This window comes from Mycobacterium sp. E2479, from assembly GCF_001667925.1.
Classification (GTDB): Bacteria; Actinomycetota; Actinomycetes; order Mycobacteriales; family Mycobacteriaceae; genus Mycobacterium.
This window is the reverse complement of sequence record NZ_LZJR01000111.1, coordinates 34,883-56,557: the sequence shown is the minus strand read 5'-3', so window position 1 is coordinate 56,557 and position 21,675 is coordinate 34,883. Positions and strand designations below refer to the sequence as shown.

The 21,675-nt window shown below is 67.0% G+C and carries 18 protein-coding genes; 9 read left to right on the top strand and 9 right to left on the bottom strand.

What is annotated here, in order from left to right:
- Positions 1 to 230 precede the first annotated feature (230 nt).
- Complete coding sequence (locus tag A5686_RS17275) at positions 231 to 1,160, top strand: heme A synthase (protein ID WP_369829717.1); 930 nt, start codon at positions 231 to 233, stop codon at positions 1,158 to 1,160.
- Here the strand turns inward: A5686_RS17275 and A5686_RS17270 are convergent.
- Positions 1,110 to 1,772 (bottom strand): hypothetical protein, encoded by a 663-nt coding sequence (locus A5686_RS17270; RefSeq protein ID WP_067936702.1) that lies wholly within the window; start codon positions 1,770 to 1,772, stop codon positions 1,110 to 1,112. The two genes, A5686_RS17275 and A5686_RS17270, sit on opposite strands and share 51 nt — an antisense overlap.
- A gap of 19 nt (positions 1,773 to 1,791) precedes the next feature.
- On the opposite strand from A5686_RS17270, the gene A5686_RS17265 reads away from it, so the two are divergent.
- The gene (locus A5686_RS17265) at positions 1,792 to 2,766 is read left to right on the top strand and encodes a quinone oxidoreductase (RefSeq protein WP_067936699.1); all 975 of its coding nucleotides are present in this window, start codon (positions 1,792 to 1,794) and stop codon (positions 2,764 to 2,766) included.
- 149 nt (positions 2,767 to 2,915) lie between these two features.
- On the opposite strand, the gene A5686_RS17260 is transcribed toward A5686_RS17265, so the two are convergent.
- The gene (locus tag A5686_RS17260) at positions 2,916 to 3,842 is read right to left on the bottom strand and encodes a heme o synthase (protein ID WP_067936696.1); all 927 of its coding nucleotides are present in this window, start codon (positions 3,840 to 3,842) and stop codon (positions 2,916 to 2,918) included.
- Between the two features lie 254 nt (positions 3,843 to 4,096).
- On the opposite strand from A5686_RS17260, the gene tkt reads away from it, so the two are divergent.
- The 7 genes from tkt to A5686_RS17225 all read left to right on the top strand — a co-directional run bounded on the left by tkt (position 4,097) and on the right by A5686_RS17225 (position 11,980).
- Complete coding sequence (gene tkt, locus A5686_RS17255; protein ID WP_067936693.1) at positions 4,097 to 6,196, top strand: transketolase; 2,100 nt, start codon at positions 4,097 to 4,099, stop codon at positions 6,194 to 6,196.
- A 16-nt stretch (positions 6,197 to 6,212) separates the two neighbouring features.
- The gene (gene tal / locus A5686_RS17250; protein WP_067936691.1) at positions 6,213 to 7,334 is read left to right on the top strand and encodes a transaldolase; all 1,122 of its coding nucleotides are present in this window, start codon (positions 6,213 to 6,215) and stop codon (positions 7,332 to 7,334) included.
- On the top strand, positions 7,331 to 8,875 hold the full coding sequence (gene zwf, locus A5686_RS17245; RefSeq protein ID WP_067936688.1) for a glucose-6-phosphate dehydrogenase: 1,545 nt from the start codon (positions 7,331 to 7,333) through the stop codon (positions 8,873 to 8,875). Before tal ends, zwf begins: the two co-directional genes overlap by 4 nt.
- Positions 8,875 to 9,786 carry a glucose-6-phosphate dehydrogenase assembly protein OpcA gene (gene opcA, locus A5686_RS17240; protein WP_067936719.1) on the top strand — a complete coding sequence of 304 codons (912 nt, stop codon included), beginning with the start codon at positions 8,875 to 8,877 and terminating at the stop codon, positions 9,784 to 9,786. Before zwf ends, opcA begins: the two co-directional genes overlap by 1 nt.
- Positions 9,783 to 10,538 (top strand): 6-phosphogluconolactonase, encoded by a 756-nt coding sequence (gene pgl / locus A5686_RS17235; RefSeq protein ID WP_067936685.1) that lies wholly within the window; start codon positions 9,783 to 9,785, stop codon positions 10,536 to 10,538. The genes opcA and pgl overlap by 4 nt, the downstream gene beginning before the upstream one ends.
- A gap of 94 nt (positions 10,539 to 10,632) precedes the next feature.
- A complete protein-coding gene (locus A5686_RS17230) occupies positions 10,633 to 11,031 on the top strand; it encodes an ATPase (protein ID WP_067936682.1) in 399 nt (132 codons plus the stop codon).
- 19 nt (positions 11,032 to 11,050) lie between these two features.
- Positions 11,051 to 11,980: a histone deacetylase family protein gene (locus A5686_RS17225; protein ID WP_067936680.1), complete on the top strand. Its 930-nt coding sequence runs from the start codon at positions 11,051 to 11,053 to the stop codon at positions 11,978 to 11,980.
- A 35-nt stretch (positions 11,981 to 12,015) separates the two neighbouring features.
- Here the strand turns inward: A5686_RS17225 and ppc are convergent, their stop codons facing one another.
- From ppc to A5686_RS17190, 7 genes are all read right to left on the bottom strand, one after another.
- A complete protein-coding gene (gene ppc, locus A5686_RS17220; protein ID WP_067936677.1) occupies positions 12,016 to 14,823 on the bottom strand; it encodes a phosphoenolpyruvate carboxylase in 2,808 nt (935 codons plus the stop codon).
- A gap of 52 nt (positions 14,824 to 14,875) precedes the next feature.
- Entirely contained in the window at positions 14,876 to 15,109 is a 234-nt protein-coding gene (gene secG, locus A5686_RS17215; RefSeq protein WP_065054303.1) for a preprotein translocase subunit SecG, read from the bottom strand.
- Between the two features lie 30 nt (positions 15,110 to 15,139).
- On the bottom strand, positions 15,140 to 15,925 hold the full coding sequence (tpiA, locus tag A5686_RS17210) for a triose-phosphate isomerase (RefSeq protein WP_067936673.1): 786 nt from the start codon (positions 15,923 to 15,925) through the stop codon (positions 15,140 to 15,142).
- A 14-nt stretch (positions 15,926 to 15,939) separates the two neighbouring features.
- Positions 15,940 to 17,169 carry a phosphoglycerate kinase gene (gene pgk, locus A5686_RS17205; RefSeq protein WP_067936670.1) on the bottom strand — a complete coding sequence of 410 codons (1,230 nt, stop codon included), beginning with the start codon at positions 17,167 to 17,169 and terminating at the stop codon, positions 15,940 to 15,942.
- A gap of 3 nt (positions 17,170 to 17,172) precedes the next feature.
- On the bottom strand, positions 17,173 to 18,192 hold the full coding sequence (gap, locus tag A5686_RS17200) for a type I glyceraldehyde-3-phosphate dehydrogenase (protein WP_067936668.1): 1,020 nt from the start codon (positions 18,190 to 18,192) through the stop codon (positions 17,173 to 17,175).
- A 172-nt stretch (positions 18,193 to 18,364) separates the two neighbouring features.
- On the bottom strand, positions 18,365 to 19,792 hold the full coding sequence (locus tag A5686_RS17195; RefSeq protein ID WP_067936665.1) for an NAD(P)/FAD-dependent oxidoreductase: 1,428 nt from the start codon (positions 19,790 to 19,792) through the stop codon (positions 18,365 to 18,367).
- Positions 19,789 to 21,546: a DUF3556 domain-containing protein gene (locus tag A5686_RS17190; RefSeq protein WP_067936662.1), complete on the bottom strand. Its 1,758-nt coding sequence runs from the start codon at positions 21,544 to 21,546 to the stop codon at positions 19,789 to 19,791. The genes A5686_RS17195 and A5686_RS17190 overlap by 4 nt, the downstream gene beginning before the upstream one ends.
- Positions 21,547 to 21,675: the final 129 nt, after the last annotated feature.

Below are 21,675 nucleotides of genomic sequence, written 5' to 3'. Positions count from 1 at the left end.
GTGGCATGGGGCGCGGTGGGCGCGCTGAGCGCGCTGCGCTGGTTCCGCTTCACCTGACGTCGGCCTCCGTACTCCTTCGGGCGGGCCGCCGGCCGGCTCGACACATAAACCACGCACACGACGCGCCGACGCGGACATGCATGGTTATGTCTCGGCGCGACCGGCCGTACTACAGGCCGTAGTTTTCGGTGTCTTAGGATCGGGCCGTGGTTGGACGGACGCTGTTGCGCTTGGTGGATCTGCTGCCCAACCCCAGCCCGGGCGTGCAGCGCCTGATCGCCGGGGCCGTCATCCTCACCCAGGGCGGCATCGCCATCACCGGCGCGATCGTCCGCGTCACGGCCTCGGGTCTGGGCTGCCCCACCTGGCCGCAGTGCTTTCCGGGCAGTTTCGTTCCGGTGGCCCACGCCGAGGTGCCGCGCATCCATCAGGCCGTCGAATTCGGCAATCGCATGGTCACCTTCACCGTGGTGATCACCGCTGCCCTGGCCGTGCTGGCCGTCACCCGGGCGCGGCGGCGGCGCGAGGTGCTGGTCTATGCCTGGCTGATGCCGGTGTCGACCGTCGTGCAGGCGGTGATCGGCGGCATCACCGTCCGCACCGGGCTGCTGTGGTGGACGGTGGCCGTTCACCTGCTGACGTCGATGACGATGGTGTGGCTGGCGGTGCTGCTGTACGTGAAAGTCGGTGAAGCCGACGCCGGAGCGGTTCGTCGGCGAGTGGCCAGGCCGCTGCGCGCGCTGACCGCACTGTCCGGCCTGAACCTGGCCGCGGTGCTGGTCACCGGCACGCTCGTGACGGCCGCCGGGCCGCACGCGGGTGATCGAAGCCCCACCCGGACCGTGCCCCGGCTGAAAGTCGAGGTCGACACCCTGGTGCACCTGCACTCGTCGCTGCTGATCGCCTACCTGTCGCTACTGGTGGGGCTTGGCTTCGGGCTGCTGGCGGTGCGTGCCGCCCGACCGGTGCTGCTGCGGCTCGCGGTGCTGCTGGCACTGGTGCTCGCTCAAGCCGCGGTCGGCACCGCGCAGTACTACACCGGAGTGCCCGCCGTGCTGGTCGCCCTGCATGTGGCCGGGGCCGCGGCGTGCACGGCGGCCACCGCGGCGCTATGGGCTTCGATGCGAGAGCGGGCCGAGACCGAGCCGCTCGCAAGCTGACTCCAACGCCAGGGCAAACCGGAGCTGGGCGAGTTCGCGGGCCGCGGTGTCCAGCCGGCGCCAGCCCAACGACGGCGCGACCACGTCGAGCGCGACGAGGCGGTCACCGGCCACGTCGGCGCGCGCGTAGAGCAGCTCCCCCGCTGCGATGCCGGCGCGCCCGGCGGCCGCGGCGAGCGCGGCGTGGCCGAGATCCCACGATTCGAACTCCGGCTCGACCGGCCAGGCGTGCGACTGCTCGCCCCCCAGGAAGATCAGTGCCGTTTCGGGCGTTGCGTCGGGCCCGGTCGTCGGCACCCCGTCCGCCTCGAGGTCGTGCAAATACCGCTCATCGAGGTTCCACGCCACCACGCTGGGCGGGTTGAGCAGGTGGGGTAGGCGGCGTGTCCAGGCAAGGAATTCGGCGCGCCGATCCCGGGTGCCCACAGCTCGCAATATCACCAGATCTGCGCTGGCGGTTTCCGGGTCGTCCCAGGGCAGCCAGCGCGCGTGCAGACCACGCCGGCGTAGCTCGCCCACCAGGCCGGCGTCATCGCCCGTCCTGTCCGCATCGCCGCCCGGCCCCGCCAGCACGATGCGGGGATGGAAGACGTCCGGGCGGGCGAGTTTCATGCCCGGGCATGATAAGCACATGCACGCAATCGAAGTGAGCGAGACCGGCGGCCCCGAGGTGCTGCGCTACGTCGATGCGCCCACACCGACGCCCGGACCGGGTGAGGTCCTGATCAAGGCCGAGGCCATCGGCGTCAACTACATCGACACCTATTTCCGCTCCGGGCAGTACCCGCGGGAGGTGCCGTTCATCCTCGGCTCGGAATTGGCCGGCACCGTCGAAACACTGGGCGACGGCGTCGACGGGCTCGACGTCGGCGATCGCGTGGTCAGCGCCGCGGCGTCCGGCGGGTATGCGGAATACGCTACCGCCCCAGCGCATTTGACCGCTGGGGTGCCCGACGGCGTGACCGCCGACGTGGCGGCCTCGGCGCTGCTGAAGGGGTTGACCGCCCATTATCTGTTGAAGTCGGTGTACCCGGTGCAGGCGGGCGACACGGTGCTGGTGCACGCCGGCGCGGGCGGCGTGGGCCTGATCTTGACGCAGTGGGCTCACCTGCTCGGTGTGCGGGTGATCACCACGGTCTCGACTCCGGACAAGGAGCGCCTGTCCCGCCAGGCCGGCGCCGACGAGGTGCTCCCCTACCCTGACGATCCCGCGGCGTTCGGCGAGCGGATCCGCTCGTTGACCGACGGCGCCGGGGTGGCCGCGGTATACGACGGCGTGGGCGCGACCACCTTTGACGCCAGCCTGGCCAGCCTGGCCATCCGGGGCACCATGGCACTCTTCGGTGCGGCCAGCGGACCCGTTCCGCCGTTCGACCCGCAGCGTCTCAACGCGGCCGGGTCCGTGTATCTGACCCGGCCGTCGCTGGCGCACTTCGTCCGCACCGCACAAGAATTCAGCTGGCGCGCAGAGGAACTGTTCACCGCGATCGCCGGCGGCGACATCACCGTCGAGGTGCGCGGGCGCTACCCGCTTGCCGAGGCCGCCCGAGCCCACCGGGACCTGCAGGGCCGCAAGACGGCGGGCTCGATCGTTCTGCTGCCCTGAACCGGCCTAGTCACAGGAGTCCCACCCGCCGCCGCCGCGGATGCCGTCATTTGTGCCCGCCTCTGCGCGACAACGTCCCCACGGGAACCGTTGTCGCTGAAAGGCAGGGGTGTCACCCGGCGGAGTGGGTGGGCCGAAGTGGTCGAAAGTCAGAACAAGTGCGGCAGGCCGATGGCGGAATCCACGGCCAGCGCGCAGAACACCACGGCCAGGTAGTTGTTCGACTGCAGGAACAATCGCAACGGCTTGACCGGCTCGCCGGCGCGGACGCCGGCGTACAGCTGGTGGGCCATCGCCAAGAACCACACCCCGGCCACCACGGCGACCGCCGCGTACAGCCATCCCGTCGCCAGCGCCAGCGCCAGCGTGGCCAGCACCGTCAGCCAGGTGTAGATCAGGATTTGCTTGGTCACCTGACGCTCGGTCGCCACGGCCGGCAGCATCGGCACACCCGCCGCTTTGTAGTCGTCCTTGTAACGCATCGCCAGCGCCCAGGTGTGCGGCGGCGTCCAGAAGAAAATGATGGCGAACATCACCAGCGCGGGCCAACCGATGGTGCCGGTAACGGCGGACCAGCCGATCATCACCGGCATGCAGCCGGCCGCGCCGCCCCACACCACGTTCTGCGAGGTGCGCCGCTTGAGCAGCAGGGTGTAGACGAACACATAGAACGCGATCGTCGCCATGGCCAGCAGTCCGGACAGCAGATTCGTCGTCCACCACAACCAGAAGAACGACGCCACCGTCAGCACCAGGCCGAGCACCAGGGCGTTACGCGTTGGCACCGCGGCGCGGGCCAGCGGCCGACGGGCCGTACGCTTCATCACCTTGTCGATGTCCGCATCGGCCACACAGTTCAGCGTGTTGGCGCCCCCGGCTGCCAGCATCCCACCGATCAGCGTGTTGACGATCAGCAGCGGGTTCACCGTTCCACGCTGGGCCAGCAACATCGCCGGGATCGCGGTGACGAGCAGCAATTCGATGACCCGCGGCTTGGTCAGCGCCAGGTAAGCCAGCACCGTGCCTTGCATTCGGCTTGGCAATCGGCTCGGCGCGACGCGCCCGCGAACGCTCACGCAATAACTCCTTGGGGTCGCAGCGGCGCGCAGCATCTACTACACACGATGGTAGACCGCGTTATGGCAATGGCCCGCCCGCGGGTCCAACACGGCTGATTTCTCTGGATTTCCGAACTGAATGTTAGACCGTTGCGACGGGCGCGTAATTTTCACATCTGCCGGCCGTGGGTACCCGAAATCCTGCGCTGCAAGAGCCGGCCCTCCCGCACTAGGGTGGAATTGATCAGCTCGATGACCCAAGGACAGAGTCTGTGACGACACTCGAAGAGATCTCCACGCTGACCCAACCGCACCTTCCCGACGACTGGTCCGAGCTCGACGCGGCCGCCGTCGACACGATTCGGGTGCTGGCCGCCGATGCGGTGCAAAAGGTCGGCAATGGCCATCCTGGTACGGCGATGAGCCTGGCGCCCCTGGCGTACACCTTGTTTCAGCGGACGATGCGCCACGACCCCAGCGACACCTACTGGCTGGGCCGCGACCGGTTCGTCCTGTCCTGCGGGCACAGCAGCCTGACGCTGTACCTGCAGCTGTACCTGGGTGGTTTCGGCCTGGAGCTGTCCGACATCGAGTCGTTGCGCACCTGGGGATCAAAGACCCCCGGGCACCCGGAGTTCCGGCACACCAAGGGCGTTGAGATCACCACCGGCCCGCTCGGGCAGGGACTGGCCTCGGCGGTGGGCATGGCGATGGCGGCCCGCTTCGAACGAGGGCTGTTCGATCCCGACGCCGCCCCGGGCACCAGCCCGTTCGACCATTTCATCTACGTCATCGCCTCCGATGGCGACATCGAAGAGGGCGTCGCCTCGGAGGCCTCGTCGCTGGCGGCCGTCCAGCAGCTGGGCAACCTCATCGTCTTCTACGACCACAACCAGATTTCGATCGAGGACGACACGAACATCGCGCTGTGTGAGGACACCGCCGCGCGGTACCGGGCCTATGGCTGGCACGTGCAGGAGATCGAGGGCGGCGAGAACGTCGTCGCGATCGAGGAGGCCATCGCCAACGCCAAGGCGGCCACCGACCGGCCGTCGTTCATCTCGCTGCGCACCATCATCGGCTATCCCGCGCCCAAGCTGATGAACACCGGTAAGGCGCACGGCGCGGCCCTGGGCGACGAGGAAGTGGCCGCCGTCAAGAAGATCCTCGGCTTCGACCCGGACAAGACGTTCGAAGTACGCGACGAGGTGATCGCCCACACCCGCAAGCTGGTGGACCGGGGCAAGGAAGCGCACGAGAAATGGCAGGCGGACTTCGACGCCTGGGCGCAGGCGCAACCCGAACGCAAGGCACTGCTGGAAAGGTTGACGGCCGAGGAGCTGCCCGACGGCTGGGACGCCGACCTGCCGCATTGGGAGCCCGGTTCCGACCCGCTCGCCACCCGCAAGGCCTCCAACGAGGTGCTCAACGCGATCGGACCGAAACTGCCGGAGCTGTGGGGCGGTTCGGCGGACCTCGCGGGCAGCAACAACACCACCATCAAGGGCGCCGATTCCTTTGGGCCGCCGTCCATTTCGACCAAGGATTACACGGCACACTGGTACGGTCGCACGCTGCACTTCGGTGTTCGCGAACACGCGATGGGTGCCATCCTGTCCGGCATCGTGCTGCACGGCCCGACCCGGGCGTACGGTGGCACGTTCCTGCAGTTCTCCGACTACATGCGGCCCGCGGTGCGGCTGGCATCGTTGATGGACATCGACACGATCTACGTGTGGACCCACGACTCCATCGGCCTGGGTGAGGACGGTCCGACCCATCAGCCGATCGAGCACCTTGCGGCGCTGCGGGCCATCCCGAATCTGTCGGTGGTGCGGCCCGCCGACGCGAACGAGACGGCCTACGCCTGGCGCACCGTACTGGCCCGCGGCAATGGCAGCGGACCGGTCGGACTGATCCTGACCCGCCAGAATGTGCCGACCCTGGAGGGCACCAGCGCCGACGGTGTCGCCCGGGGCGGCTACATCCTGGGAGCGGACGGCGAAGAAGCCGGCCAAGACCCCGACGTGGTGCTGATCGCCACCGGCTCGGAGGTCCAGCTGGCGGTCGAGGCGCAGAAGTTGTTGGCGGACAAGGACATCGTGGCGCGAGTGGTTTCCATGCCGTGCGTCGAATGGTTCGAGTCACAGCCCGACGACTACCGCGACAGCGTGCTGCCGCCGACCGTGTCGGCTCGGGTGGCCGTCGAGGCCGGCGTCGCGCAGAGCTGGCACAAGCTCGTCGGCGACACCGGCAAGATCGTCTCGATCGAGCACTACGGCGAATCCGCCGACTACAAAACCTTATTCCGTGAATTCGGCTTCACCGCCGAAGCCGTTGCGGCCGCCGCGGAAGAAGTAGTGGATAACTGAGGAAAGGGTAATTCACATGACCGCTCAGAACCCGAATCTGGCGGCGCTGTCCGCCGCCGGTGTATCCGTCTGGCTTGACGACCTGTCGCGGCAACGGCTGGAATCAGGCAACCTGCAAGAGCTGATCGACACCAAGAGCGTCGTTGGCGTGACCACCAACCCGTCGATCTTCCAGAAAGCGTTCGCGGAGGGCGATTCCTACAACGACCAGATCGCGGAGCTCGCCGAGCGTGGCGCCGACGTCGACGCCACGATCCGCACGGTCACCACCGACGACGTCCGCAACGCCTGCGATGTTTTGAAGCGTGAGTGGGAGGCATCCGACGGTGTGGACGGCCGGGTGTCCATCGAGGTGGATCCACGCTTGGCGGCCGACACCGAGAAGACCGTCGCGCAGGCCGTCGAGCTGTGGAAGATCGTCGACCGCCCGAACCTGTTCATCAAGATCCCCGCCACCAAGGCGGGCATCCCGGCCATCACCACCGTTCTGGCCGAAGGGATTTCGGTCAACGTCACGCTCATCTTCTCCGTCGAACGGCACCGTCAGGTGATGGACGCCTACCTGGCCGGCCTGGAGAAGGCTCGCGAGGCCGGCCACGACCTGTCCAAGATCCATTCCGTCGCTTCGTTCTTCGTGTCGAGGGTGGACACCGAGGTGGACAAGCGGTTGGAGAAGATCGGCTCGGACGATGCAAAGGCGCTGGCGGGCAAAGCCGGTGTGGCCAACGCCCGGCTGGCTTACGCTGCCTACCAGGAGGTCTTCGAGGGCGGAGATCGCTTCGAGGCGCTCAAGGCCGACGGAGCCCGGGTTCAGCGTCCGCTGTGGGCGTCGACAGGCGTCAAGAATCCCGACTACTCCGACACCCTCTACGTCACCGAGCTGGTGGCGCCGAATACGGTGAATACCATGCCGGAGAAGACGATTGACGCGGTCGCCGACCACGGCGAGATCAAAGGTGACACGGTCACCGGCACCGCCGGCGCCGCGCAGGAAGTGTTCGACAAGCTTTCGGGGGTCGGCATCGATCTCACCGACGTTTTCAAGGTGCTGGAGAACGAAGGCGTGGAGAAGTTCGTGGATTCCTGGAACGAGCTGCTGGAGGAAACGCAGAAGCAGCTGGGTTCCACCTCCAAATGAGCCCAGCCCGCACCGCGCAACAATGGCATAACCCCTTACGGGACAAGCGCGATAAGCGGCTACCGCGAATCGCGGGACCATGCGGGATGGTGATCTTCGGTGTCACCGGCGACTTGGCCCGCAAAAAAGTCATGCCGGCGATCTACGACCTGGCCAATCGCGGTCTGCTCCCGCCCAGCTTCTCGCTAGTGGGCTTCGCCCGCCGGGATTGGAGCACCCAGGATTTCGGCAAGGTCGTGCACGAGGCGGTCAAGGAACACTGCCGCACGCCTTTCCGGCAGGAGAACTGGGATCGGTTGGCCGAAGGATTCCGCTTCGTACCGGGCGCTTTCGACGATGATGAGGCGTTCGGGCGGCTGGCCGAGACTCTGGACAAGCTGGACGCCGAGCGCGGCACCGGCGGCAACCACGCCTTCTATCTGGCCATCCCGCCCAAGTCCTTCCCGGTGGTGTGCGACCAGCTGCACAAGTCGGGATTGGCGCGCCCGCAGGGCAAGCGGTGGAGCCGGGTGGTCATCGAGAAGCCGTTCGGTCACGACCTGGAAAGCGCGCAGGCGCTGAACAAGGCTGTCAACGCGGTCTTTCCCGAGGAGTCGGTGTTCCGGATCGACCACTACCTGGGCAAGGAGACCGTCCGCAACATCCTCGCTCTGCGGTTCGCCAATCAGCTGTTCGACCCGATCTGGAACTCGCACTACGTCGACCACGTGCAGATCACCATGGCCGAGGACATCGGCCTGGGCGGCCGGGCCGGCTACTACGACGGCATCGGCGCCGCGCGCGACGTGATCCAGAACCATTTGATGCAGCTGCTGGCGCTCACCGCGATGGAGGAGCCGGTCAGCTTCAGCCCGGCGGCGCTGCAAGCCGAGAAGATCAAGGTGCTCTCGGCCACCCACCTCGCCGAGCCCCTCGACGAGACCACCAGCCGCGGCCAGTACGCCGCCGGTTGGCAGGGCGGCGAGAAGGTCGTCGGGCTGCTGGAGGAGGAGGGGTTCGCCAAGGACTCGACCACCGAAACGTTCGCCGCCATCACGCTCGAGGTGGACACCCGCCGCTGGGCCGGCGTTCCGTTTTACTTGCGCACCGGAAAACGCCTGGGCCGCAGGGTGACCGAAATCGCGCTGATTTTCAAGCGGGCGCCGCATCTGCCGTTCGATGCGACCATGACCGACGAACTCGGCACCAACGCCATGGTGATCCGGGTGCAGCCCGACGAAGGCGTCACGCTGCGATTCGGGTCCAAGGTGCCGGGCACCGCGATGGAAGTCCGCGACGTCAACATGGACTTCTCCTACGGCTCGGCGTTCGCCGAGGAGTCACCGGAAGCTTACGAACAGCTGATCCTTGACGTGCTGCTGGGCGAGCCGTCCCTGTTTCCGGTCAACGAAGAGGTCGAATTGGCTTGGGAAATACTCGATCCCGTCCTCAACAATTGGGCCGCCGACGGTAAACCGGAACCGTACGAGTCGGGCACGTGGGGTCCGGACTCCGCCTTCGAGATGCTGCGCCGCACCGACCGGGAATGGCGGCGACCCTGATGATCATCGATATGCCGGACACCACCACCACGGCGGTCAACAAGAAACTCGACGAACTGCGTGAAAGGGTCGGTGCCGTCGCGATGGGCCGGGTGCTGACCCTGATCATCGCGCCGGACAGCGAAGAGATCGTGGAAGAGTCGCTGGAAGCCGCGAACGACGCCAGCCATGAGCACCCCAGCCGGATCATCGTGACGATGAGGGGCAATCCGTATGCGGACAAACCGCGCCTGGATGCGCAGCTGCGCGGCGGCGGTGACACCGGTGCCAGCGAAGTCGTGGTGCTGCGGCTGTCCGGGCCGCTGTCCAGCCACGCCGCCAGCGTGGTCACCCCCTTCCTGCTGCCTGACATCCCGGTGGTGGTCTGGTGGCCCGATGTCGCGCCCGCGGTCCCAGCACAAGATCCGTTGGGCCGGTTGGCTATTCGACGTATCACCGACGCGACTAACGGGGTTGACCCGTTGGCGGCGATCAAGAGCAGGCTGCCCGGATACACCGCGGGTGACACCGACCTCGCCTGGGCGCGCATCACCTATTGGCGCGCGCTGCTCACCTCGGCCGTGGACCTGGCGCCGCACGAGCCGATCGAGTCGGCGGTGGTGTCGGGTCTGGGAACGGAGCCGGCCCTGGACGTCCTCGCGGGGTGGCTGGCCAGCCGCATCGACGGCCCGGTGCGCCGGGAGGTCGGCGAGCTGAAGATCGAACTGGTGCGCAAGAGCGAGACCATCGTCTTGAGCCGGCCGCAGGAGGGAAGAACGGCCACGTTGAGTCGAACGGCCCGACCGGACGCGCTACTCCCCTTGGCGCGCAGGGAAACCGGAGAGTGCCTCGCCGAAGACCTGCGTCGACTGGATCCCGACGAGATATACCAAACAGCGCTCGAAGGCATTGAGAAAGTGCAGTACGTATGAGTACCAGCATTGAGATTTTCCCGGATAGCCAGACCATGGTCGACGCCGCCGCCGCGCGACTGACCGATACCATCGCGAACGCCGTGGTGGCGCGGGGCCGAGCGCTCATAGTGCTGACCGGCGGCGGCAACGGCATCGGGTTACTGAAGTCGTTGGTGGGGCGAGAGATTGACTGGGCATCGGTGCATCTGTTCTGGGGCGACGAACGCTACGTCCCCGAGGACGACGACGAGCGCAACGACAAACAGGCACGGGCGGCGTTGCTGTCCCACGTCGACATCCCGTCCAGCCAGGTGCATCCGATGCCGGCCAGCGATGGGGAATTCGGCAATGATCTCGCCGCGGCGGCGCTGGCCTACGAGCAGCTGCTGGCCGCCAATGCCCCGCCCGGCGAACCGGTTCCGAATTTCGACGTGCACCTGCTGGGGATGGGCCCCGAGGGTCACATCAACTCGCTGTTCCCCGACACCCCGGCCGTGCTCGAGACAAGCCGCATGGTGGTGTCGGTCGACGACTCCCCCAAGCCGCCGCCGCAGCGAATCACCTTGACACTGCCCGCCATTGCCCGTTCCCGCGAAGTGTGGCTGATGGTCTCCGGCGGTGGCAAGGCCGACGCGGTGGCCGCCGCCGTCGGCGGCGCCGCACCCGTCTCGGTGCCGGCGGCCGGGGCGGTCGGGCAGGAGACCACGCTGTGGTTGCTCGACGAGGACGCCGCGACCAAGCTGCCGTCGCGGTCTTCGCGGCGCAGCTGACCGCACCCTCCGGCCGCCGAAGCGGTCCCGCGATTGGCCGCGCTTTCCACGTGGTGCACGCCTTCGGGCTCCCGCGCGCCCCGGCCGGGTCATAATGACGGACATGGCAGACAGAACCGTGCGCGGGGGGCAAGAGCGAAGCCGGATCAAAACGCTCACCCAGGCCGCGTTGAACGCCGACAAGACGGTGGAGCAGGTCGAAGACGTCCTCGACGGTTTGAGCACCACGATGAAGGAGCTCAGCAGTTCCCTTTCAGCACTGAACGCCACAGTCGAGCGCCTGGAGGCCGGACTGGATCACCTGGATGGCACCATGACCAGCCTTGATGACCTGGCCAAGCGGCTGATCGTGCTGGTGGAACCGGTGGAAGCCATCGTTGCGCGGGTCGACGACATGGTGCGGGTGGGCGAGACCATGATTTCCCCCCTCGCGGTCACCGAGCACGCGGTGCGCGGCTTCGTGGACAGACTGCGCAACCGGACCGTGCAGTAGGCGGTTGGCGGGACTTTCGATGGCCACGCTGCTGGTGCACCATTCCGCCTTCGCCGCGCATCGGACCGCTCCCGGCCATCCGGAGCGGCCGGACCGCTATCGCGCGGTGGAGGCGGCGCTGAGCCGGCCGCGTTTCGACGCCCTGGTGCGCGAGGAGGCCGAGCCAGCCGGCCTTGCGGCGACGCGCTATGTGCACTCCAACCGCTATGTGGACGCATTGGAAGCGGCTCGACCCGAGCACGGGTACGTCTATCTCGACGGCGGCGACACCATGATGGAGCCCTCGACCTGGGAGACGGCGCTGCGTGGTGTGGGCGCCACGCTGCAGGCGGTGGACAGGGTGCTGGCCGGTGAAACGCAGAACGCGTTCGTCGCGTGTCGCCCGCCGGGCCATCACGCCGAGACCGAGCGCGCCATGGGCTTCTGCCTGTTCAACAACATCAGCATCGGCGCGCGTCATGCACAGCGCAAGCACGGGCTGGCACGGGTCGCGATCGTCGATTTCGACGTCCACCACGGCAACGGCACCCAGCAGATCTTCTACTCCGACCCCAGTGTGCTCTACGCGTCGACTCATCAGATGCCGCTGTTCCCGGGGACCGGTGCGGTGCGGGAAACCGGTGTCGGCAACATCTTCAATTCGCCTCTGGCGCCCGGTGATGACGGCCCCGCATTGCGCGCGGCGTTTCAGGATCGGATCGTGCCCGCGCTGCATGCGTTTTCGCCCGAGCTGATCATCGTGTCCGCCGGTTTCGACGCCCACGAGCGTGACCCGCTCGGTTCACTGCGGATGACGGACACCGACTTCGGCTGGGTGACAAGGGAATTGATGAAATCGGCCGAAAAGCTGTGCGGGGGCAGATTGGTGACGGTGCTCGAGGGTGGTTATGACCTGCAGGGCCTCACCGATTCGGTCACCGCGCACGTCGGCGAGCTGGTGAAGGGCTGAGCTGAACCGCCACGTCAATAGCGATTCGCGGATAGTCAGCCGCTGTTGCGCAGCGCGCTGGCCAGCCCGTTCATCGTCAGCAGAATGCCGCGCTGCACCAACTCGTCGTCATCGCCGGAACGGTAGCGGCGAAGCAGTTCCACCTGCAGGTGATTGAGCGGCTCGAGGTATGGGAAGCGGTTGAACACCGAACGCGCCAGCGCCGGGTTGTCGGCAAGCAGGTTGTCCTGGCCGGTGATGAGCTTGTGCATGGCGATGGTTCGCCGGTGCTCGTCCACGATCTTGTCGAAGACGCGGTGCCGCAATTCCTCGTCGGCGACCAATTCGGCGTAGCGCGCCGCCAGGCCGAGGTCGCTCTTGGCCAGCACCTGTGCCAGATTCGACAGCACGCTACGGAAAAACGGCCAGCGCTGGTACAAGTCGTGCAGTGTGTCCACCCGCTCGCTTTCGCTTTCCGGGCCGGCCGCGATCCACTGCTCGAACGCCGACCCAGTGCCGTACCAGCCGGGCAGCATGACCCGCGACTGGCTCCACGCCAGCACCCACGGGATGGCGCGCAGGTCCGAAATAGATTCGGTGGGCTTGCGCGAGGTGGGCCGGCTGCCGATGTTCAGCGACCCGATCTCGCTGACCGGCGTGGAGGCCATGAAGTAGTCAACGAAACCCGGTGTCTCGTGTACTAATTCGGCGTAGGAGCGCTGCGCCAGCTCGGCAACGTCGTCGAGCACCGCGTACGCCGGTTCCGCGGCATCGCCCAATCCTTCCACGTCCAGCAGCGTGGACTCCAGCGTGGCGGCCAGCAGGCTTTCCAGATTGCGTTGCGCCGCTTGCGGTTCAGCGTATTTCGCGGCAATCACCTCGCCCTGTTCGGTGAGCCGCAGCGAACCGTTCACCGCCCCGGGCGGTTGCGCCAGGATGGCTTCGTAGCTCGGCCCGCCACCTCGTCCCACGGTGCCGCCGCGACCGTGGAAGAGCCGCAGTCGGATTCCGGTCTTGCGCGCCACCTCAACCAGGGCCAGCTCGGCTCGGTACACCGCCCAGCTCGAGGCCAGGTATCCGCCGTCCTTATTGGAGTCGGAATAGCCCAGCATCACTTCCTGGCTGTCGTCGCGCGCGGCCACCAGCGCGCGATAGATCGGAAGCTCGAGCATCGCGTGCAGGATCGTCGCGCCGTTGCGCAGATCGTCGATCGTCTCGAACAGCGGCGAGATACCCACCGGACAGTACGGCGCGTCCCCCGACGCGTCGATCAGGCCCGCCTCCTTGAGCAGGATCGCGGCCTCTAAAACGTCGGAGACCGATCGGCACATGGAGATCACGTAGTTAGGCACGGCGGACGGCCCGTAGCGCTTGATCGCGTGGGCGGCCGCGCGGACCACGTCCAGCTCGTTGCGGGCCAGCTCGGACAGGTCCGCGCGGTCGCCGACCAACGGACGGCGGGTGCCCAGCTCGGCGGACAACAGCTCGACCCGCTCGTCTTCGGTCAGCGAACCGTAATCGGGGTGCACCCCTGCCCAGGCCAGCAGCTCGGCGACCACTTCCTCGTGCACGTCGGAGTTTTGCCGCATGTCCAGGCCGCACAGATGAAACCCGAAGACCCGCACGCCTTCTCGCAGCAGCGCCAGGCGATCGTCGGCCAGCAGTGCGCTACCGTGCCCGCGCAGCGACGCGTCGATGGTGTCCAGGTCGGCCTGCAATTCGGTCGGCGCGACATACGGCGTCAACCCCAGGTCCAGCTCGTGCTGAGGTCGCCGGTCCAGGATCTGCGCACCCGTCGCGGAGAGCCGGGCTCGGATCACGCGCACCGCGCGCCGGTACGGCTCGTCGGCGCGGGCCTTCTCCCCACATCCCTCGGCCAGCTCGGTCAGTTCGGGGGTGACCGCGACCAGGCGCGCCGACATCGACAGTTCCTGTTCCAGGGCGGTCAGTTCGGCCAGGTAGTGCGCGAGCGCGGTGAACGCGGCGTTGCCGGTGGCCTGGCGCACCACGTCGGGTGTCACGTTCGGATTGCCGTCGCGGTCACCGCCGATCCAGGACCCGGGCTGCAGGATCGGCTGGTTGAGCAGGTCGGCGTCGGGCCAGCGCGTCCGCAGCGCGTCGCGCACCCCGGCGTTGACCTGTGGAATCACCCTGAAGAACGCGGCGGCGTAATAGCGCAGCCCAACCTCGATCTCGTCGGTGATCTGCAGCCGGGACAAGCGGATCAGTGCGGTCTGCCACAGCGTCAGGACCTGGCGGCGCAGCTCGAGTTCGATGTTGCGGCCCTCGTCGGTCTCCTGGTGCCCCTCCGCCCGCAACCGCATCAGTTCGGTGATCCGGTGCTGGGTGACGAAGACGGTGCGCCGGCGGGTCTCGGTGGGGTGCGCGGTGATCACCGGGGCCACCACCGCGCCCTTCAGCGCGTTGGCGACGGTGGCCGAATCCAGCTGCGCCCGATCGAGTTTGGCGTAGGTCGCAGCCAGGCTGCTGTCCTGCGGCGCTTCGCCGGCGGCGACATGGATCGCCCGGCGGCGCTCCCGGTGAATGTCTTCGGCGACGTTGGCGAGCAAGGCGAAGTGACTGAACGCCCGGATGATCGGGATGGCCTGGTGGATGTCGATGCCGTCAAACATCCGCGCCAGTTCGGCCCGATCGATCTCGGAACGCCGCACCCGAAACGACTCCACTCGGGCACGCTCAACGAGCGCGAAGACCTCGTGCCCGTTCTGCTCACGCACCGTGTCACCCAAGATGGCGCCCAACAGCCGGATGTCGGCCCGCATCGGCTCCGTCGCCTCGCGACCCACCGAGGTGCGCTGTACGGCGCCGATCGGTTCCAGCGTGCTATCGGAAGCCTCAACCATGGGACCCAGTATCGATGCGGATGTCGGCGTCCGCCCGTCGACAGATCAGCCGTCAGCGGTATTTGATCAGCAGCTCCATGCCGACGATGCACACCAGCCAGATGGCGGTGATGAAATACGTCAGCCGGTCCAGGTTCTTTTCCACCACCGTGGAACCGGACAGGCTGGACTGCACGCCGCCACCGAACAGCGTGGACAGGCCGCCACCCTTGGCGCGGTGCAGCAGCACCAACAGCACCACCAGGATGCTGGTGACGACCAGGGTGATCTGCAAAGCCAACTGCATGCCGGCCAGCCTACCGGGACGGAATCGTTTTCACGGCAGCGGCCCACCGGCGGCGATCGCCGCCAGCGTGGCGAACTGCTCGCCATCCAGGGACGCGCCCCCGACCAAACCGCCGTCGATGTCGTCGCGGGCGATCAGCTCGCCGATGTTCTTCGCGTTCACCGATCCGCCGTAGAGCACCCGCACGCCCTCCGCGATCTGCGGTGACGCCAGTGCGCAAAGTTCCGTGCGGATCGCCGCGCACACCTCCTGGGCGTCTGCTGCGCTGGCCACCCGCCCGGTGCCGATGGCCCACACCGGTTCATAGGCGATGACGACCTTGCCGATCTGTTCGGCGGACAGCCCGGCCAGCGAGCCGCGCAGCTGCTCCTCGCAGTGTCCGACGTGATTTCCCGCCTCGCGGACATCAAGGTGCTCGCCGATGCAGACGATCGGGGTCAATTCGTGTCTGAGCGCGGCGGCGGTCTTGGCGGCCACCACCGCGTCGTCCTCCTGATGGTAGGTCCGCCGCTCGGAGTGCCCGACGACGACGAAGGTACAACCCAGCTTGGCCAGGAAGGCGCCGCTGACGTCGCCGGTGTAGGCGCCCGAGTCGTGCTGCGACAGGTCCTGCCCGCCGTAGGTCAACCGCAGCTTGTCACCGTCGACCAGGGTCTGCACGCTGCGTAGATCCGTGAACGGCGGCAGGACAGTGACGTCCACCTTGTCGTAGTACTTGTCCGGCAACGCGAATGCGATCTTTTGCACCAGCGCGATGGCCTCGAAGTGGTTCAGGTTCATCTTCCAGTTGCCGGCGATCAGCGGTTTGCGGCTCACGACTTCGGGCCTCCCTAGTTGTGGTCTGGCTGGGGTCGACTCAACACCTCGATACCCGGAAGCGTCTTGCCCTCAAGGTATTCCAGCGACGCTCCGCCACCGGTGGAGATGTGCGAGAAGTCCCCCTCGGGGATGCCCAGCGCGCGCACCGCGGCCGCGGAGTCCCCGCCGCCCACCACGCTGAAAGCGCCCTTGCCGGTCGCCTCCGCGATGGCCTCGGCGACGCCCTTCGTACCCGCGGCGAAGGCGGGGAACTCGAACACACCCATCGGGCCGTTCCAGAACAAGGTCCTGGCGTTGCACAACAGCGCCGTGAACCGTTTGACCGAGTCCGGCCCGATGTCCAGGCCGATCATGTCGTCCGGGATGGCGTCGGCCGACACGGTTTGCGGCGGTGAGTCAGCGGCGAACTTCTCGGCCACCACAATGTCCCTCGGCAGGCGCAGCACATCGACGTAGGTGTCGAGAAGGTTCCGGCAGGTCTCCACCATCTCTTCTTCCAGCAGCGACTTGCCCACCGAGAAGCCCTGGGCGGCAAGGAAGGTGAAGCACATGCCGCCGCCGATGACGATGCTGTCGGCCTTTGTCGCCAGCGACTCGATGACCCCGAGCTTGTCGGAGACCTTCGACCCGCCGAGCACCACCGCGTAGGGCCGCTCCGTCGAGCTGGTCAACTGCTCGAGCACCTGAATCTCCTGGGCCACCAGCGTGCCCGCGTAGTGCGGCAGCAAGGTGGCGATGTCGTACACCGAGGCCTGCTTGCGGTGCACCACGCCGAACCCGTCGGAAACGAAAGCGCCCGTCGGCCCGACCAATTCGGCCAGCTGCCTGGCCAGCGCCAGCCGCTCGCCATCGTCCTTGCTGGTTTCCCTGCCGTCGAAGCGGACGTTCTCCAGCAGCAGGACGTCCCCGTCGGTCAACCCCTCGGCGCGCGCCAGGGCGTCGGTGCCCACGACGTCGCCTGCCAGTTGCACGTGCCTGCCGAGCTGCTCACCGAGCGCCGCGGCGACCGGCGCCAGTGACAGCTTCGGGTCGGCTCCGCCCTTGGGCCGCCCGAGGTGTGCGGTGACCACCACCTTGGCACCCGCGTCGACCAACGCCCGCAACGTCGGCACCGAGGCGGTGATGCGGCCCGCATCCGTGATCTTGCCGTCTTCGAGCGGAACGTTCAGATCGGAGCGCACCAGCACGCCGCGGCCACAAACCCCTTCGGCGAGCAGGTCTTTCAGGTTATGGACAGCCACGGCTTACAGCGACTTGCCGACCAGGGCGACCAGGTCGACGAGGCGGTTGGAGTAACCCCATTCGTTGTCGTACCAGGACACCACCTTGGCCTGGTCGTCGATCACCTTGGTCAGGCCGGCGTCGAAGATCGAGCTGTGCGGGTCGGTGACGATGTCGCTGGAAACGATGGGCGCGTCGTAGTACTTCAGGATGCCCTTCATCGGCCCTTCGGCTGCGGCCTTCATCGCGGCGTTGATCTCGTCGGCGGTGGCGGTCTTCTTCAGCTCGGCGGTCAGGTCGGTGACCGAGCCGGTGGGGATCGGCACCCGCAGCGCGTACCCGTCCAGCTTGCCCTTCAGTTCGGGCAGCACCAGGCCGATGGCCTTGGCGGCACCGGTCGAGGTCGGCACGATGTTCAGCGCGGCGGCACGCGCCCGGCGCAGGTCCTTGTGCGGCCCGTCCTGCAGGTTCTGGTCCTGGGTGTAGGCGTGGATGGTGGTCATCAGGCCCTTGACGATGCCGAACTCGTCGTTGAGCACCTTGGCCAGCGGCCCCAGGCAGTTCGTGGTGCACGAGGCGTTGGAAATGATGTTCTGGCTGCCGTCGTACTTGCCGTCGTTGACGCCCAGCACAATGGTGATGTCCTCGTCGGTGGCGGGCGCGGAGATGATCACCTTCTTGGCGCCGGCGTCCAGGTGGCCCTTGGCCTTCGCGGCGTTGGTGAAGATGCCGGTGGACTCGACGACGACGTCGACGCCCAGGTCGCCCCAGGGCAGCGCCGCCGGGCCTTCCTTGACCTCGAGCGCCTTGATCTTCTTATCGCCGACGACGATCGTGTCGTCACCCTCGAGGCTGACGTCGTGGGGCAGGCGGCCCAGAATGGAGTCGAATTTCAACAGGTGCGCCAGGCTGGCGTTGTCGGTGAGGTCGTTGACCGCGACCACCTCGATGTCGGCGGTGCCCTGCTCCTGTTGAGCCAATAAGGCCCGGTAGAAGTTCCGCCCGATTCGACCGAAGCCGTTGATACCTACTCGGACCGTCACTTGATTTCTCCCTGTCTTTCCTGGTCGTCTTCGCCGTGCCTGCTGCATGTGAGCCGCACAGTGCCTGTGGTCAGCCTAGATCAGCGACAGGCGCGATCGCCGAGCCGGTAATGGTGTGGATCACCGCCTGTGCAGGATGGCCATCGGTACAGGTCAAATCGTGTGCTGAACATCACCCGGGAGAGCGCTTGCAGACCCAGCCCAACGCCGCCTCGGCGGCGTAGTAACCGCACAGGCCGTGGATGCCCGCTCCCGGCGGCGTGGACTGCGAACAGAGGTACACACCCGGCACACCCGTCGCATACGGGTTGACCGAGACGCGCGGGCGCAGGATGACCTGCAGCCCGTCGTTGGCGCCGCCGATGATGTCGCCGCCGATGAAGTTCGGGTTGTAGGCCGCCAAATCCGCGGTGCCCTTGCTGACGCTGGCAACGATGCGGTCGCGAAATCCAGGGGCGAACCGCTCGATCTGGTCGACTACGGCGTCGGTGGCGTCGCCGGTGTAGCCGAACGGCACGTGCGCGTAAGCCCAGATCGGGTTGATGTTGCCCGCCGACCGGGAGGGATCGGCCAGGTATTGCTGCCCGACGAGGACGAACGGCCGCGGCACCATCTTGCCTTGCGCGCGTTCGCGTTCCGTGTCGGCGATCTCGGCGAAAGTGCCGCCCAGGTGAACCGTGCCGGCGCGACCGCAGTCGAGGTTGGTCCACGGGATGTGACCCTCGATGGCGAAGTCGACCTTGAAGGCCGAGGATCCCTGGCGGTAGCGCGCATAGGAGCGTTTGATGCGCCCGGGCATGAGGTCGCCGTAGAGGTGCAGCGCCGCGGCCGGGCTCAGGTCGAGCATGATGATGTCGGCGTCCGGGATGTCGCGGCGGCCGCCCACGGTCACTCCGGTGGCGACGGTACCGCCGTGCGATTGCAGGGCCGCGGCGAGCGCCTTGGTGATCGAACCCGATCCCCCTTCGGCGACCGGCCATCCATACCGGTGGCCGCTGGCCAGGATCATCAGCCCGAGGGACGCGGTGAGCGGGCGGTCCAGCCGGGTGTAGACGTGCGCGGCCGATCCGCCGAACAGCGCTCGGGCCTGCTCGGTACGAAACCACCTGGCCAATGTAGTGGCCGGCAGCACCGCACGCGGCCCGAATGCGGCGAGGCGAACCGGGTGACGCGGAATGTTGAGCACCGGGCGCAGCAAGTCTTCGGCCAGGGCGTCGAATCCGGCCGCGAGGTCCCCGATCGCGCGGCGCCACCGCGAGGCGTCGGGACCCATCCCGGCCGTCGTCCGATCGATCGACCGGTACAGCACCCCGGCGGTCCCGTCGTCGAGCGGGTGTGCGCAATCGACCTCCGGCCACTTCCACGCCAGGCCGTAGCGTTGCAGGTCCACCTGCTGCCAGAACGGTGAACCGATTCCCAGCGGATGAAACGCCGAGCAGTGGTCGTGGATGACGCCGGGCACCGTCAGCTCACCCGAGCGTGCTCCGCCGCCGACGCTGTCGCGCGCCTCTAGCACCTGGACGTCGATGTCGTGGCGGGCGAGGTGGATTGCCGCGGCCAGGCCGTTGGGCCCGGCGCCGACGACGACCGCCTTCGTCACGACTCTCCGTGAAGGACGGGCTGCGTGGTGAGGTGGACCGGAAATTCGTCACCCGGCTCGGGCCATGGCTGACGCGACGCCATGTCCTCGATGGTGACGTAGCCCGCCTCGATCAATCCGGTCTTGGCGTCGAGGATGCGGTACCACTGCTTTTGGATATGGATGGGTTGACCCTCGAGGACGATCACGCGAAGGTCGCCGTCCTCGAGGTTGCAGCGCCGCTGTACCGCCTCGAGCAGCTGCTCGTTGTGCAAATGGCCTTCACCGAAGTTCCACCCGACCAGGGGCCCGGCCACGACCTCGCCCTCGCGCACCTTGTAGTCGGCCTCGTTGCCGATCGCCCGCGGCAACAGGCCATTGAGCGCCCGCCCGTGAATATGCATCGCGCGGAACGCCGCCACCTTGTCCGCCATGATTTCGGCGGTCTCCGGGCCGTAGAGCCGGGCCAGCTGATTGACCACGAGCGCGGAGCTCTTGACGACCTCGGCGTCGACCCTCTCCTCGGCGCCCGCCCGGAAGCACCACAGACTGGTGGCCCAGTTGCCGGCGTAGTAGCGCATGGCCGGCAGGAACGAAATCTTCTCGGGGAACATGTTTCCCGCGATCACGATGGCCACCACGACCACCACGAGCGCCAGCAGCAGCAGCGAGGAAAGATCGGTGGCACGAATTTCGCCGTAGTGCCCGAAGAGATAGAACAGCGAGAAGATGAAGAACACGTTCCACTCCAACGGCACTCCCATCGGGAGGTTGGAAATGATGTTGAGGTGGAAGACCACCATGAACCCGATCAGGAACCACCGCCACGGTTGATCGCCGGCGACGAACACCAGGATCGTGGGAACGATGAATTCCGCTGTCGTGCCACCGACATGAGCCATCAGCTTCGGCAACCAGGTGGGCCGTAGGTCGTTTACGTGGTCGCGGTAGAGCAGGTGCTTGATCGGGGTGAACAGCTTGGGCCGCAGCAGCGCGTTGTTGCTCGTCATCACCGCCACGACGTACGGGAAATGGTGGTTGAGCTTGGAGGTCGCCGCCCCCCACCAAAGGCACAGCATGATGAGCTTGAACGCCGCGATCTGATCGGCGAACGGGAAGAAGAACACAAGCAGCTTCAGCCAATAGTGTTCGCCGCGGGCGGCCAGGAAGATGGTCTTGTCGCGCAGTCCCAACAGCGCCAGGGCGACGATCGTCGGGATGACCCGGACGGGGTCGATCAGGCCGACGTCGCCGGTGGCGGTGACCGGCCCGCCGTGGCCGGGTGACAGCAGCGCGCACAGCCCGCCGATCAGAACGATGGCATACAGCGCAACGTCGATGACGGTACGGCGGTCACCACCGGTGAACGGAACCTTGCCGGGCCAGGGCGGCAGGCGAATCGTGTTGGGCCGCAACCAGTAAAGGATGCCTCCGATCGGTGGCATGAACCGCCCCGTCAGCGGCCCGGATCCGCAGCCGAGGCCCATGACCTCGAATAACAGCGTGAAGATGACGACCTTCTGGTAGACGATGGGTTGCGTCCACCAGTCACCGATGTGGCCCAGGCCACCGAGCCCGGGGGTGAGCGAGATGACCGCGGCCGGTACGACGACGTACAGGGCTATCTTGAGCAGGTACAGCAAATACACCGCGTACGGTGTCCCGAATCCGTATTCCGCCCAGTGCCGGGTCACGACTTGCAGTCGGGTGGCCCGCGGCAGCGTGTGCCAGGTACTGCGATCGACGTCCGGAAGTTCCGGTGACATGAATCCCATGGACGGCCTCGTTCCTGTCTAGAAACCAGCTGGCCCATCGAATGTATCGGCACGACCGTGCGGGCGGGCCGATTTGCGCACGCCGGTGATCTGCGCCTGGCTACCTCGCCAGGGAATCGATGACGAAAA

Excerpts from the sequence above, each read along its gene's own strand:
- A5686_RS17270 (WP_067936702.1), bottom strand. The coding sequence starts at position 1,772 with ATGAAACTCGCCCGCCCGGACGTCTTCCATCCCCGCATCGTGCTGGCG.
- A5686_RS17265 (WP_067936699.1), top strand. The coding sequence starts at position 1,792 with ATGCACGCAATCGAAGTGAGCGAGACCGGCGGCCCCGAGGTGCTGCGC.
- tal (WP_067936691.1), top strand. The coding sequence starts at position 6,213 with ATGACCGCTCAGAACCCGAATCTGGCGGCGCTGTCCGCCGCCGGTGTA.
- zwf (WP_067936688.1), top strand. The coding sequence starts at position 7,331 with ATGAGCCCAGCCCGCACCGCGCAACAATGGCATAACCCCTTACGGGAC.
- opcA (WP_067936719.1), top strand. The coding sequence starts at position 8,875 with ATGATCATCGATATGCCGGACACCACCACCACGGCGGTCAACAAGAAA.
- pgl (WP_067936685.1), top strand. The coding sequence starts at position 9,783 with ATGAGTACCAGCATTGAGATTTTCCCGGATAGCCAGACCATGGTCGAC.
- A5686_RS17230 (WP_067936682.1), top strand. The coding sequence starts at position 10,633 with ATGACGGACATGGCAGACAGAACCGTGCGCGGGGGGCAAGAGCGAAGC.
- A5686_RS17225 (WP_067936680.1), top strand. The coding sequence starts at position 11,051 with ATGGCCACGCTGCTGGTGCACCATTCCGCCTTCGCCGCGCATCGGACC.
- ppc (WP_067936677.1), bottom strand. The coding sequence starts at position 14,823 with ATGGTTGAGGCTTCCGATAGCACGCTGGAACCGATCGGCGCCGTACAG.
- secG (WP_065054303.1), bottom strand. The coding sequence starts at position 15,109 with ATGCAGTTGGCTTTGCAGATCACCCTGGTCGTCACCAGCATCCTGGTG.
- A5686_RS17190 (WP_067936662.1), bottom strand. The coding sequence starts at position 21,546 with ATGGGATTCATGTCACCGGAACTTCCGGACGTCGATCGCAGTACCTGG.